Raw genomic sequence first — 14,054 nt, forward strand, 5'->3', positions numbered from 1 at the left:
GCGTCTTACTTAACGTAATGTTTAGTAGGACTGGTTTGCCGTGTCAGTGGATGCGCATTATAGGGAGTATGAGAATGATCGCAAGCAGTTTTATAAATAAAAACGATCTTTTCTGATAGTCACAATTAAACCACCGCTTACCCCCAGATTTATCCACAGAATGTGCATTCTAGCTCATTAAGTCGGCGATATTCTTTGATACGCTTTAAAACCTGCTAGTAAGCTTAATATAAAAAAGCCACTCAGATGAGTGGCTTTAGATTCATTCTGCTTTCCAGACTAACTAACCTAGGTAAGCTTACCGTGACACTGCTTATACTTACGGCCAGAACCACATGGACAAGGATCGTTACGACCTACTTTAGCACCTTCACGTACAGTCGGAATATGTTCAGCTAAATTTTGAGCTTCTTCAGCCCCCACTAACGCTTCTGCAGCAGCATGCTGATAATTTCGGCTGATCTTAGCTTCTTCTTGACGTCGGCGTTCTTCCATCTCTTCGACATCTGACTGTGCCTGTACCTGTACCTTTGACATAACGCTGATAACGTCATGCTTCAATGACTCCAACATCTCTTGGAACATCTCAAAAGATTCACGCTTATATTCCTGCTTAGGGTTTTTCTGCGCATAACCACGAAGATGGATACCTTGACGCAGATGATCCATCGCAGCTAAGTGCTCTTTCCAAAGCCCATCTAAAGTTTGTAGCATGACAGCTTTTTCAAACTGACGCAGAACCTGTGCACCTACCGTCTCTTCTTTTGCTTGATAAGCTTTCACCCAGGTATCTACTATTCTCTCACGTAGTGTTTCTTCGTGAAGATCATCTTCCTTATCTAACCAGTCTTGTACCGGCATTTTAATAGCGTATTCCTGCTCCAAACGTTTTTCAAGGCCTGGCACATCCCACAATTCTTCTAGTGACTGAGGTGGAACATACATATCGATTAAACCATTAACTACGTCGGCTTGAATGTTAACGATAGTATCTTGAATATCTTCGGCATCCATTAACTCATTACGCTGGGCGTAAACGACCTGACGTTGGTCATTGGCTACATCATCAAATTCGAGTAACTGCTTACGGATATCGAAGTTTCTAGCTTCTACTTTGCGTTGGGCATTCTCGATAGCGCGTGATACCCAAGGATGTTCAATTGCTTCACCTTGCTCCATGCCAAGTTTCTTCATCATCGAAGAAACACGCTCGGAAGCAAAGATACGCATTAAGCTATCTTCCATTGAAAGATAAAAACGCGAAGAACCTGCATCACCTTGTCGACCCGAACGTCCACGCAGCTGATTATCGATACGACGTGACTCATGACGCTCGGTACCTAAGATATGCAATCCACCGGCATCAACGACTTCGTCATGGCGAATTTGCCAATCGGCCTTGATTTTAGCTTTCTGTTCAGAAGTTGGGTTCTCAATCGCCTCGATCTCCATCGCCCAGTTACCGCCAAGGACGATATCTGTACCACGACCCGCCATATTAGTGGCGATGGTAACGGCTCCCGTCCTTCCTGCTTGAGCAACAATATCGGCTTCACGCTCATGAAACTTGGCATTCAAGACTTCATGGGGAATCTTCTCTTTCTGCATCAGACGAGCCAGAAGTTCAGATTGTTCGATTGAGACGGTACCCACAAGAACAGGCTGACCACGTTCGCGGCAACCCTGAATATCTTCGACTATTGCAGCATATTTCTCATCCGGCGTTAGATAAACCAAATCAGCATTGTCTTTTCGCACCATAGGTCTATTGGTCGGAATCACAACAGTATCTAGACTATAAATATGCTGAAACTCGAACGCTTCGGTATCGGCGGTACCCGTCATACCCGCAAGCTTTTCATACTGACGGAAGAAGTTCTGGAAAGTGATTGAAGCCAGCGTCTGGTTTTCATTCTGAATATTGACGCCTTCTTTGGCTTCAACAGCCTGATGAAGGCCTTCCGACCAGCGTCGACCCGGCATAGTACGCCCAGTATGCTCATCGACAATAACGACTTCATTGTCCTGAACGATATAGTCGACATCTCTCTCGAAGAGTGTATGAGCACGAAGCGCAGCATTAACATGATGCACTAATGAAATGTTAGCTGCCGAATAGAGGGAATCGCCTTCGGCTAACATGCCTCGCTCGGTAAGCAGAACTTCAACTTTCTCCTGACCACGTTCGGTCATGTGTACTTGTTTCGCTTTCTCGTCGATAGAATAATCTCCATCGCCGATCACCTCTTCCGTATCTTCTTTATCCTGGCGGACTAGCAGTGGAATTAGGGTGTTGATCTTAGTATAGAGAGCCGAACTATCTTCGGCCGCGCCAGAGATGATCAGTGGCGTTCTCGCTTCATCGATAAGAATCGAATCGACTTCATCAATCAGGGCATAGTGAAGTGGGCGTTGAACACGCTCTTGAGGTGAAAATGCCATGTTGTCACGCAGATAGTCGAAACCAAACTCATTGTTGGTTCCATAAGTAATGTCTGAGTGATATGCATCTTTCTTCTCTTGCTGGCCTAAGCCTGCTACGTTGATGCCAACGGTTAAGCCTAAAAACTCAAAAAGTGGACGGTTATTTTCGGCATCACGACGTGCGAGATAATCGTTAACCGTAATGACATGTACGCCTTTACCAGTTAATCCATTCAAATAAGCAGGTAGTGTCGCCGTCAAGGTTTTACCTTCACCGGTACGCATCTCAGCAATACGATTACTATCTAGAACCATGCCGCCGAGCATCTGTACATCGAAGTGGCGCATATCGAATACGCGCTTAGATGCTTCACGAACAACGGCGAACGCTTCTGGCAAAACATCATCTAATGATTCCCCCGTATCTAAACGTTCACGAAAAGTCGAGGTTTTCCCCTTTAACTCATCATCAGTTAACTTTTCATAATCTTCTTCGAGAGCATTAATCTCAGTAACAACCTTGCTAAGAGACTTAAGTGTACGATCGTTGCGACTACCAAATAATTTTGTCAGTATTTTACCAAACATCTGAACCACTTTTTATGTTATTGGCCTAGTCCCTGTCGAGTCTGGAAGCCGATTATTAAGTTAACTTGCTTTGCGGTAGACAAACTTCTGTGGATCTATCTGTTGCCCACCCCGCAACACTTCGTAATGCACATGAGGTCCAGTCGAACGACCAGTACTCCCCATAAGCGCAATACCTTCGCCTTTGGCGACGACATCACCCACAGTTACTGACAGAGATTTATTATGTCCATAGCGAGTTCGCAGACCATTACCATGGTCTATTTCTACCAACTCACCATACCCAAACATTTTTCCTGCCCAAGTGATCACTCCTGCTGCAGTTGCAACCACCTTGGTGCCCTCTTTGCCAGCGAAGTCGATACCTTTATGTATCGTTCTGCGCCCACTAAAAGGGTCATTTCGTAAACCGTAGGGCGACGATAACCAACCTTTACGGATGGGACGCCCAGATATATAACGCTCTTCATCTATATGGAGATTAGATGAGACAGTTTCAAGTATTGAAAGTTGAGCATTATTATTATCTATTCGTGACACTAACTTATCCATATCCAGAATAAGTTGATCGAGTTCGATGTTGGCACCCAAATCACTCAGGCCCCCGACACCGACTTCGGAAGAGAAATCAAACTGATCTTCTAATTGATTGTTCTTAGCGATTTGCAGACCAAGTGCTTCGAGACGTGTCACCTTAGCTTGCATACGGGCAACATGAGTTACCAGCATGGCTAGTTGTGATTCAGTCGCCCCTTTAAGCTCGATAAGTTCTTTTTTCTGCTCTTCACGAGCAACACGTTCATTATCGATATTAGTCTGCTGTTGCTGAATTTGTTTGGCGTTGTGCTGATACAAACCAGTTCCGGCTGCGAGCAACAGAACGGGCAATAATAGCCAACGTTTACCAGGCTGCCATCTTGTGGCGCCGTTTCGACCTTGAATAAAAACTGTTACACTCATAGCCTAATTAAGCCATTTTATTATCATATGAAAAAGCCCCCTAGAGACCTAAGCCAATTACTGCATCAGCAAGGGAAATTCCCTGAGATAGCTGAAAAAGCAGAACTTCTGTTGCACTTGGATAATCACGTAAAACAAGTGCTGACTGGTCCAGTGTCACAGCAGCTCAAGGTTGCCAATCTCCGTCAGGGTGTTCTAGTTATCGAAACGACAACTGCTGCATGGGCTGCAAGAATAAACTTCCAAAAAGCCAAGATTTTGCAACAGCTTCAAGCCGAAACGTTACCCATGCTGTCCGCTATCGAAGTTAAAGTCAACCCGAGTCTGTTTTTGTATGCAACAAAACCCAAAACAAATAACAACAAAATCACTAAAGCAGCTGCAGAACACATAGAGGCACTAGCTGAACATACGGAAGGATCTTTAGGGATAAAACTAAAACGACTGGCTGCTTTAGCCAGTCGTTCAAGACAATCTTAGTTCACTATCAGGCAAATACTGCACCGCTAGGAACCGAAAAACTCACTGGAGCTTCGTCTTCTTTTTCAAAGCTGACTAACTCCCAGGCATCCTGTTGAGCCAATAGAGCACGTACCAATTGATTATTTAGCGCATGCCCGGTCTTGTATGCGCAGAACTCACCGACGATGGCATAGCCTGCAACATACAAATCACCAAATGCATCTAAAATTTTGTGCTTAACAAACTCGTCCTCATAACGCAGGCCATCGGGGTTGAGAACTTTATATTCATCAAGCACAACGGCATTCTCCATACTGCCGCCTAACGCTAAATTATTAGCACGTAAATACTCAATATCACGCATGAACCCAAAAGTTCTCGCCCTACTGATATCACGAATAAAGGCTGAAGATGAGAAATCCATCACCATATGCTGCTTACTACGCGCAATTTCCGGGTGATCAAAGTCGATAGTAAAATCTACTTTGAAGCCTTTATAAGGTTTTAACTCTACCCATTTATCACCGTCTTCAACGCGTATATTTTTCTTGATTCTTAAATATTTCTTTGGCGCGGTTTGCTCTTGAATTCCTACTGATTGTAATAAGAAAACAAATGGACTTGCACTGCCATCCATAATAGGTATCTCAGGCGCATCGACTTCAATAATCGCATTATCGATACCGAGTCCCGCAAGCGCTGCAAATAGGTGCTCGATCGTTGATATACGAATGCCATCGTCATTCACTAGTGCCGTACACATAGTGGTTTCACGGACAAGTTCCGCCTTAGCAGGGATAGAAACTGCAGGCTCCAAGTCTGTGCGCACTAGTACGATACCCGAATTAACTGGTGCAGGCTTGATGCTCAAAGTCACCTTATTGCCGGAATGCAATCCGACGCCGGTAGTTTTTACCATTTCTCTAACAGTTCTTTGAAAAATCATAGTCTTACCTGTATATATCAACAAAAAAAGCACTCAACCTATCCCCCTGAATCACTAGATTCAGGCGTGGCTGGTCGAATATGCTAGCATACCTTTGTAGATTAACCAAAAATCACCTGTAGAACATGCAGCAAAATTTAATTAATACCAGCCTACACGAATAGCTTAATCAGCCTGTTTACGTAAGAAAGCGGGAATATCTAAGTAATCAGTTTCATTCCTTAATGCTGGGGCTGCTGCAGTCTGCGCCACAGGAACTACATTGCCGCTAACCATAGGCTGGACCAATTCGTCACCTTGCGGCTCTGTACGTACTTCGGGAGTCACGACGGACTCAGGACGAGGAGCAGGTTTAGTCACTAATTGGATATCAGCCTTCTTCTCTGAGCCTATACCAGTAGCAACTACAGTAACACGTAGCTCATCACTCATTTCTGGATCAATAACCGCACCGACGACTACGGTAGCGTTATCAGAAGCATAAGCTTTGACATGGTTACCCACGGTCTCAAATTCCTCTATGCTCATATCCATACCCGCTGTGATGTTAACCAATACACCACGGGCTCCAGCCAGATCGATATCTTCCAACAATGGACTGGCTACAGCAGCTTCGGCGGCCTCCTCGGCTCGGTCTTCACCACTGGCGACACCAGTACCCATCATGGCGTTGCCCATCTCAGACATCACAGTCTTCACATCGGCAAAATCGACGTTAATCAAACCCGGACGCGTGATAAGCTCGGCAATGCCTTGAACGGCACCAAGAAGTACATTGTTAGCCGCAGCAAACGCATCTAACAGTGATGTGCCGCGCCCCAAGACCTTAAGCAACTTTTCGTTAGGAATTGTGATCAGTGAATCCACATGCTTAGCCAGCTCTTCGATGCCTTGTTCAGCATAAGCCATACGCTTCTTACCTTCGAAAGGAAACGGCTTGGTCACGACAGCAACCGTTAAGATCCCTTCTTCTTTGGCTATTTCTGCGACTACTGGTGCGGCTCCTGTTCCCGTTCCACCGCCCATACCCGCAGCAATGAAAATCATGTCACAGCCCTTAAGAGCATTTCTGATATTTTCTCTGTCTTCTTCTGCCGCCAAACGACCTATTTCTGGATTAGCTCCGGCGCCTAAACCCTTAGTGACATCGCGTCCTAATTGAATAGTTGTACCAGCAGACGACTTTCTCAGTGCTTGCGCATCTGTGTTAGTAGCAACAAACTCAACACCTTCGATGTTATGCTTAACCATATGCTCTACTGCGTTTCCGCCACCGCCACCGACACCGATGACCTTGATCACCGCTTCATCTGTATGACTGTCCATGATCTCAAACATGGTCTTCTCTCCGTTTTGCCTGCGTTATATATGAAATACCAAATCAAACACTAAGTTAATGTACTAACCTGGTATTAAAATTCACCTTTAAACCAACTTTGAACCCGATTCCAAATGCTGGTTACCCCTTGTCGCTCAGGACGCTCAAACTGACGTTCAAACAACCTTCTTGCTCCATAGTGTAACAAGCCAATACCTGTCGAATATATGGGCTGATCAACATATTCGAATAAGCCCTTCACAGGTAGTGGGTTTGCTACTCTTACCGGCATACCGAATGTAGCCTCAGCCACATCCACTGCCCCCTCGATGGAAGATGTTCCACCAGTGAGAACGATACCAGCAGCGACCTGGTCCTCTAGACCAGAATCACGTAATTCTTTCAACACCAACTCAAACAACTCTTGATATCTAGGCTCAACCACTTCAGCCAAGGTGTGTCTCGACATTGTTCGAGACGGACGCCCCCCTACAGATGGGACCTCTATACTGTCTTCACGACTTACCATTGCGCTTCGAGCGCTAGCGTATTGAACCTTTATCAGCTCTGCATGGGCCAGAGGCGTACGGAAAATCTTGGCGATATCATTAGTCACCTGATTCCCCGCAACTGGTATAACCGCACAATGCCTCAATGCACCATTGGTATATACCGTGATATCGGTTGTGCCACCGCCGATATCGACCAGGCAGACCCCGAGATCTTTTTCATCATTGGTCAATACCGAGTCGGCTGAAGCAATCGCCGAGAACACGAGATCATCGACTTTAAGACCACAACGCTCGACACTCTTAGTTATATTTTTCGCCATATCATTGGCACATGTGACGATATGAACTTTAGCTTCCATGCGCATACCGGACATGCCAATAGGGCTTTTAATCCCATCCTGGACATCGATGGCGTACTCTTGCGGTAACACATGTAAAATACGACGCTCTGTCGGTATCTTCACCGAACGAGCCGTATGGATAACGTTATCGACATCGTCTTGGGTGACTTCTTCATCATTGATTGACACCATGCCATTTTCATTTTGACATGCGATATGCTTACCAGAGATGCCCAAGTAGACAGACGAGACCTGACAATCTGCCATCAGTTCAGCCTGATCTAAGGCTCGCTGGACGCTGCGTACAATTGAATCAAGGTCATTCACACCACCTTTATCCATGCCTCTGGATTGGTGGGTCCCCAAACCGACGACACTTATCTCACCATCGGGCAGCACTTCACCTATAATCACAGCAACTTTTGACGTTCCTATGTCTAATCCAACGATCAGGTTTCTATCTTGATTCTTGGTCATTATTTACTGGCTCTCTTCTGTGCGTTAACCCAACCCACGGCTAATCCGGTGTCGTAGCGCAAATCTACCTTAGCAACGTCTTTATCTTGCTTAATCAGCGTCGGATACACGTTTATAAACCTTTGTATCCTGGCCATTTTATCTTCTCTACCTAGCTCTAGCATGATTCCACTGCCTAGGACACCATGCCACGCATGTCTAGGACTCAAACTTAATCCCTCTAAGTCAAAGCCATTAATGTTCAGTAACTCACTCACTTGCCGATACGTGGTCAACACGATCTTAGACTGATCTTCAGGACCTGCCAATCTTGGTAAGGGACCAATATCCTCTTTTTGAGGAGCATCGAACACTTCCCCAAGATTGTTAAGCCAGGCATCACCATTCCAATGGGCGACCACATCTTGCTCGACTAAATAGATTTTCAATTTAGCAGGCCATTCACGTCTCACTGACGCTTGATAAACCCAGGGCAATGCCTCTAATGCTTCCTGAACTTGATTCACATCGGCAGAAAAAAAGCTTCTTTGCATCAAGTCCTGCAGGGCCGTCTGTATCTCCTCGTCTGAGGTATGCGTTCGATCCCCTTTAATGGCAACGGCTTCAATAGGCAGGGCGTCCGCATCATTGAGTATCAAATTCAACTTCCAAGCAGCCATAGATAAACCTATGAGGACAAGGAAAAGAAATATCAGCCCAAAACAAAGGTACCAATCCATCTGCAACAGCTTAGCCTTCCAACGGCTACCAACCTCACCCCAAGACACGAGCACCCCACCTTCTCTCTTTCTTTCGGTGTGAATGCCTTTCATCAGTACGCCACGGAAAACCGGTCATTATATAGACCTTATGCTCAGGGTCAAAACCTCTATCACCTTCAATGATATACAGTAAATAATCACACTTCTCCTGCATCTAAACTCGCAGTATCAAAACCTAAGTTTGTTTGAGCAATCAACTTTGATAAGGCGCCGATATTGCCAGCCCCCTGAGTCAGCAACAAGTCACCGCCTTGTAGAATATCCGGTAATAAGCTAAGCAGCTGCTCTGCTCCGGCAACAAAAATTGGCTCCAGCTGCCCGCGCAGGCGAATGGAGCGACATAATGCCCGACTATCGGCTCCCGGTACAGGGGCTTCGCCTGCGGCATACACATCGAGCAAGATTAAGCTATCGACTTGAGATAGCACCTCGACAAAATCATCATAAAGGTCTCGAGTGCGGCTATATCTATGTGGCTGGTAGATCATGACAAGACGTTTATCTGGCCAACCCAGCCTTGCCGCCTTGATGGTTGCAGCGACTTCACTAGGGTGGTGACCATAATCATCGACTAACATCACCTCACCTTTGCTAGTAGCAAAAGTTCCCAGTTGCTGAAAGCGTCTCCCTATACCTTGAAACTCAGCCAAGGCACGCACAATTGCCTCATCTTCTATCTCATCTTCGGTAGCCACTGCTATCGCCGCCAGTGCGTTGAGTACATTGTGCTCACCAGGTAAATTTACCATCGCTTCTATGTCTGTCAGACCATCTCGTCTGAGTGTGAAGTGGCTGCGATAACCTTGCTGAACAAAGTTTAATGCCTGAATATCTGCATCTTCATGAAAACCGTAGGTGACAATTTTCCGGCCTACTTTAGGCAGCAGTTCACGGATAACCGGATCATCGATACACATCACTGCGACACCATAAAATGGCAAGTTGTGCAGGAAATCTATGAAGGTGGATTTTAATTTCTCAAAGTCTCCACCATAGGTGTCCATATGATCGGCTTCAATGTTTGTCACCACACTAACCATGGGCTGCAGGTGCAAGAAGCTCGCATCACTCTCATCAGCCTCGGCAATAAGGTAACGACTATGGCCTAACCTCGCATTGGTTCCTGCACTATTAAGCAGACCACCGATAACGAAAGTGGGATCTCGATCGGCTTGAGCATAGACACTGGCAATCAAGCTAGTTGTCGTGGTCTTACCGTGGGTGCCAGCAACGGCAACCCCGTGACGGTAGCGCATCAACTCAGCCAACATCTCTGCACGCTGAACAACGGGTATTCTCAACTTTCTCGCCGCGATTAGCTCAGGGTTTTCTGCATCGATGGCGGTCGATACCACCACAACATCTGCATCATGAACTTGCTCTGCTTGATGACCGATATAAATTTGAGCGCCTAAAGCTCTCAGCCTGTCAGTGACAGGATTCTCGGCAATATCAGAACCGGATAGGCGGTAGCCTTCATTGACCAGCACTTCGGCTATTCCACCCATGCCTGCACCACCGATACCGACGAAATAGATATGCTTAACTCGTCTCATCTCAGGAATGATGCTTCTTAACTGTGAATATTTCTCTTTACTCTTACTCATCTCAATCCTTCTGTGCCAACTCGATGCAAACCTCAGCCACTTTTTCGGTGGCGTCAATAACAGCAACATCTTTAGCTTTTTCGCCCATATGACAAAGCTCGGCTCTGTCGGAGGCTAATATCTGTAACTTATTAATTAATTTGTCGGCATCCAGAATGGTCTGAGGCAGTAAAAATGCGCCCCCGGCATTCACCAACACTCGAGCATTTTTTGTTTGATGATCGTCGACCGCGTGCGGGTAAGGCACTAGTATGCTGGGTAAACCGACGGCGGCTAACTCTGATACCGTCAAGGCTCCAGCCCGGCATAACACGACATCAGCCCAACGATATGCAGCTTCCATGTCGTCAATAAATTCGGCGACGATGACGCTTCCGTCTTGACCTAGATGCTGGTACTCACCTTTTACCGATACCAGATTGCCTTTACCCACTTGGTGCCAGACAGTAATGGAGTGAGTCTTACTCACAGCGTCAGTCACTCCGGGCATAAGATCATTAAATACTTTCGCCCCTAAACTCCCGCCAACGACTAATACTTTTAATGCATCTTCGACGCAGTCTTCTTCTGCGGATAGGCCTAATTCAACCAACTCTTTACGTATCGGATTACCGACGACCTGAGCCGATACCTGCTCAAAGGTATCTTCGAAGGCACATAAAACCTTGCTTGCAAAACGAGACAGCAACTTGTTAGTCATCCCGGGGATGGCATTTTGCTCATGTAACACCAGAGGTATTCCCATCAGTCTCGCTGCAATCCCTCCTGGCCCACTGGCAAAACCACCCATGCCTAAGACTACATCCGGCTTAAACTCTCGTATCACTTCCCTCGCTTGCATCACAGAGCGCATCACCTTAAATGGCGCGGCTAACTTACGCACTAGTCCGTTGCCTCTGACACCCTTGATATCGATAAAATCAATATCGAAGCCATGCTGAGGCACTAGACGAGCTTCCATGCGCTCGGCCGTACCCAGCCACCTTACCTTCCAGCCTTTTTGGCTTAGGAATTTGGCGACCGCTAACGCAGGAAACACATGGCCACCTGTACCACCGGCCATGATTAAGATACGTTTATCTGCGGAGACATTTGTCATTAATTAATTTTTCCTTGTACTGCCTGGATACAACTCAAACGCCGCTCATGATCGATGCGAATGAGTATCATGGCTGCGGCTGTCATAACCCAGAGGCTACTGCCCCCATAACTGATAAATGGCAAGGTCAAGCCCTTGGTCGGTAACATGCCGATACTCGCTCCCACATTCACAACCGTCTGAAAACAGATCCAGATCCCGATGGAATAGGCGAGATAACCTTCGAAGGCTTTATCTATCGCGATACATAAATTACCTAACCTAATCGCTCTTAACGCCACAAAGAGCAACACAGACAGGACTACAATAATGCCCACAAAACCCAACTCTTCACCTATCACAGCAAAAATAAAGTCGGTATGTGCTTCTGGCAGATACTCGAGCTTTTGAATGCTATTCCCCAGGCCCTGCCCAAACCAGTCGCCACGGCCATAGGCCATCAAAGACTGAGTTAACTGATAACCGCTGCCAAACGGGTCTTGCCAGGGGTCTAAGAAAGATGTCACCCGGCGCATTCGATATGGCTCCAATAATACCAAGGCCACAAACGCCAACACTCCGGTCAAAATCAGGGCGAAGAAATCAAACAGTCGAGCTCCAGCCAAAAATAGCAAGCCAACGGTGCCCACAAACAGGACTACGACCGTACCCAAATCCGGCTGCAACAGGATAAGCACCGCATATACCGCAAACACGGCAATAGGCTTGTAGAAGCCCTTGGCATTTTCTCTAATCTCTTCATGGCGCCTCACAAGGTAGCCAGACATATAGATAGCGAATGCAAACTTGGCCAGCTCAGCTACCTGTATTCTAATCGGCCCGATCGTTAACCAACGTTTAGCCCCATTCACTGTGGTCCCTACCAGCAAAACCGCAACCAACATGATTCCTACGATAAGCAGTAACATGGGACTAAACTTCTGCCAGTGACTCATCTCTATCTGCAGCACCACGGCGGAAATAACCACGCAGCCAATAAGATAAACAATATGCCTGATCACAAAGTGAAAAGGATTACCGGTCAGGCTCTGCGCCTCAGGCATAGAGGCCGACATCACCATGACAAAACCAAAACTTATCAATGCGAGGATAGAGAACAGCAAGGCACGATCATACAGCTGTGTGCCTGGAGCCTCATTGTCTTTAAACAAGTTGAGCCAACGCCATGTAACAGACGAGCCAAACAAGTTAAGTTGCCTCTCTTGGCTAGGCATCCGTGACAGCCTCAGGATCTAAGTTTTTGGCGCTTAACGCCTGTACCTGTTCACGAAAATCATCGCCTCTAGCCATAAAATTCTTATACATGTCCAGACTCGCGCAAGCCGGAGACAATAAGACAATGTCGCCAGCCGTTGCCAAACCAGCAGCTTGCTTGACGGCATCGGCCATCGAGTCGACTCGCTTGGAATTATCTTTTAGTGCCGCAATTTCATCGCCATCTTTACCCAAGGTAATGAGGTGAGTAACCTTATCTAATACAGCTTCCAATGGGCTAAAGTCGGCCCCCTTGCCATCGCCACCGGCAATCAGAATGATGTCACCTAAATGCTCACTCAAGCCTTGCAACGCGGCAACCGTAGCACCGACATTCGTCGCCTTTGAATCATTGACGTAAGAGACTGCGTTTATATTTGCCACTAGCTCACATCGGTGAGCTAGGCCAGTAAAGTGTTTAGCCACTTCTATCATGGATTCTTTTTCTATACCGGCATGATAAGCCAGAGCCATGGCGGCAATTAAATTGGCATGATTATGACTGCCGACGATCGCAACATCATGTAATGAGACAATCTCGGTTGTCCCATGGACTATCTTGCCATCCTTAACGCCCCATTCGTCGTTTACTGGCGACGTTAAACCGAAGCTGTTTTGGTTCATTGGGTCATTGGGTTGAGTCAGGGAGTCTTCACGATTAAACAAGGCTCTCTTACTCTGATCGTAGAGGGACAACTTAGCTTGCCTGTAAGCCTCTAGATCTCTATAACGATCCATATGGTCTTCACTGATATTTAAGCAAGTCGCCGCAATGCAATTCAGGCTATGAGTTGTCTCTAGTTGAAAACTGGACAACTCGAGTATATAAAGATCGATTGGACTCTGTAATAGGTTCAGAACCGGGATCCCTATGTTGCCACCCAGTGCATAATTAAGGCCGGCGGCTTTAGCCATCTCGCCCATTAATGTTGTGACCGTTGACTTACCATTCGAGCCTGTGATCCCTATGACGCATGGGCTTCTATCTTTAACTGCTCGTGCGAACAACTCGACATCACCGATAACCTCGATATCCATGTCTATTGCTGCACGGATCTCAGGCGTATCTATGGCTATGCCTGGACTAATCACTATTTGACTGGCCTGCACCAGATAGCGGCAATCGAAGCCTCCGGTAATTAAGTTCACCTCAGGAAATTCGAGCGCTAGCTGCTTGGCCCCTGGAGGTTCCTCACGAGTGTCCATGACTAGAGGTGTGATCCCCTGCTGGCACAAATAGCGCACAACCGAGAGCCCAGTGGCTCCCAATCCTAAAACTAAGTGCGAATTGTGCAGTTCCATAGT

General features: G+C 46.6%; 11 protein-coding genes. 1 reads left to right on the forward strand and 10 read right to left on the reverse strand.

Features of this window, described 5'->3' with window-relative positions; genetic code table 11:
- Positions 1–288 precede the first annotated feature (288 nt).
- Both secA and FM037_RS26120 read right to left on the reverse strand, forming a co-directional pair.
- On the reverse strand, positions 289–3,012 hold the full coding sequence (secA, locus tag FM037_RS26115) for a preprotein translocase subunit SecA (protein ID WP_144048402.1): 2,724 nt from the start codon (positions 3,010–3,012) through the stop codon (positions 289–291).
- 60 nt (positions 3,013–3,072) lie between these two features.
- A complete protein-coding gene (locus FM037_RS26120) occupies positions 3,073–3,972 on the reverse strand; it encodes a M23 family metallopeptidase (RefSeq protein WP_144048403.1) in 900 nt (299 codons plus the stop codon).
- 27 nt (positions 3,973–3,999) lie between these two features.
- Between FM037_RS26120 and FM037_RS26125 the strand changes: the two genes are divergently transcribed.
- Positions 4,000–4,452 (forward strand): DUF721 domain-containing protein, encoded by a 453-nt coding sequence (locus FM037_RS26125; protein ID WP_144048404.1) that lies wholly within the window; start codon positions 4,000–4,002, stop codon positions 4,450–4,452.
- A 7-nt stretch (positions 4,453–4,459) separates the two neighbouring features.
- On the opposite strand, the gene lpxC is transcribed toward FM037_RS26125, so the two are convergent.
- The 8 genes from lpxC to murD all read right to left on the reverse strand — a co-directional run bounded on the left by lpxC (position 4,460) and on the right by murD (position 14,051).
- On the reverse strand, positions 4,460–5,380 hold the full coding sequence (lpxC, locus tag FM037_RS26130) for a UDP-3-O-acyl-N-acetylglucosamine deacetylase (protein ID WP_144048405.1): 921 nt from the start codon (positions 5,378–5,380) through the stop codon (positions 4,460–4,462).
- Between the two features lie 165 nt (positions 5,381–5,545).
- Positions 5,546–6,718 carry a cell division protein FtsZ gene (ftsZ, locus tag FM037_RS26135; protein WP_144048406.1) on the reverse strand — a complete coding sequence of 391 codons (1,173 nt, stop codon included), beginning with the start codon at positions 6,716–6,718 and terminating at the stop codon, positions 5,546–5,548.
- A 74-nt stretch (positions 6,719–6,792) separates the two neighbouring features.
- Positions 6,793–8,028, reverse strand: a complete 1,236-nt coding sequence (gene ftsA / locus FM037_RS26140) for a cell division protein FtsA (protein ID WP_144048407.1) — start codon at positions 8,026–8,028, stop codon at positions 6,793–6,795.
- On the reverse strand, positions 8,028–8,795 hold the full coding sequence (locus FM037_RS26145; RefSeq protein ID WP_144048408.1) for a cell division protein FtsQ/DivIB: 768 nt from the start codon (positions 8,793–8,795) through the stop codon (positions 8,028–8,030). Before FM037_RS26145 ends, ftsA begins: the two co-directional genes overlap by 1 nt.
- A 131-nt stretch (positions 8,796–8,926) precedes the next feature.
- A complete protein-coding gene (gene murC / locus FM037_RS26150) occupies positions 8,927–10,396 on the reverse strand; it encodes a UDP-N-acetylmuramate--L-alanine ligase (RefSeq protein ID WP_144048409.1) in 1,470 nt (489 codons plus the stop codon).
- A gap of 1 nt (position 10,397) precedes the next feature.
- Positions 10,398–11,495 carry an undecaprenyldiphospho-muramoylpentapeptide beta-N-acetylglucosaminyltransferase gene (gene murG / locus FM037_RS26155; RefSeq protein ID WP_144048410.1) on the reverse strand — a complete coding sequence of 366 codons (1,098 nt, stop codon included), beginning with the start codon at positions 11,493–11,495 and terminating at the stop codon, positions 10,398–10,400.
- Positions 11,495–12,709 carry a cell division protein FtsW gene (gene ftsW, locus FM037_RS26160; protein WP_144048411.1) on the reverse strand — a complete coding sequence of 405 codons (1,215 nt, stop codon included), beginning with the start codon at positions 12,707–12,709 and terminating at the stop codon, positions 11,495–11,497. Before ftsW ends, murG begins: the two co-directional genes overlap by 1 nt.
- On the reverse strand, positions 12,702–14,051 hold the full coding sequence (gene murD, locus FM037_RS26165; protein WP_144048412.1) for a UDP-N-acetylmuramoyl-L-alanine--D-glutamate ligase: 1,350 nt from the start codon (positions 14,049–14,051) through the stop codon (positions 12,702–12,704). The genes ftsW and murD overlap by 8 nt, the downstream gene beginning before the upstream one ends.
- Positions 14,052–14,054 lie beyond the last annotated feature (3 nt).

This window comes from Shewanella psychropiezotolerans, assembly GCF_007197555.1.
GTDB lineage: Bacteria > Pseudomonadota > Gammaproteobacteria > Enterobacterales > Shewanellaceae > Shewanella > Shewanella psychropiezotolerans.

Coding starts and splice junctions, on each gene's coding strand:
- murC (WP_144048409.1), bottom strand. CDS start 10,396: ATGAGTAAGAGTAAAGAGAAATATTCACAGTTAAGAAGCATCATTCCT.
- ftsW (WP_144048411.1), bottom strand. CDS start 12,709: ATGCCTAGCCAAGAGAGGCAACTTAACTTGTTTGGCTCGTCTGTTACA.
- ftsA (WP_144048407.1), bottom strand. CDS start 8,028: ATGACCAAGAATCAAGATAGAAACCTGATCGTTGGATTAGACATAGGA.
- ftsZ (WP_144048406.1), bottom strand. CDS start 6,718: ATGTTTGAGATCATGGACAGTCATACAGATGAAGCGGTGATCAAGGTC.
- FM037_RS26120 (WP_144048403.1), bottom strand. CDS start 3,972: ATGAGTGTAACAGTTTTTATTCAAGGTCGAAACGGCGCCACAAGATGG.
- lpxC (WP_144048405.1), bottom strand. CDS start 5,380: ATGATTTTTCAAAGAACTGTTAGAGAAATGGTAAAAACTACCGGCGTC.
- FM037_RS26125 (WP_144048404.1), top strand. CDS start 4,000: ATGAAAAAGCCCCCTAGAGACCTAAGCCAATTACTGCATCAGCAAGGG.
- secA (WP_144048402.1), bottom strand. CDS start 3,012: ATGTTTGGTAAAATACTGACAAAATTATTTGGTAGTCGCAACGATCGT.
- murD (WP_144048412.1), bottom strand. CDS start 14,051: ATGGAACTGCACAATTCGCACTTAGTTTTAGGATTGGGAGCCACTGGG.
- murG (WP_144048410.1), bottom strand. CDS start 11,495: ATGACAAATGTCTCCGCAGATAAACGTATCTTAATCATGGCCGGTGGT.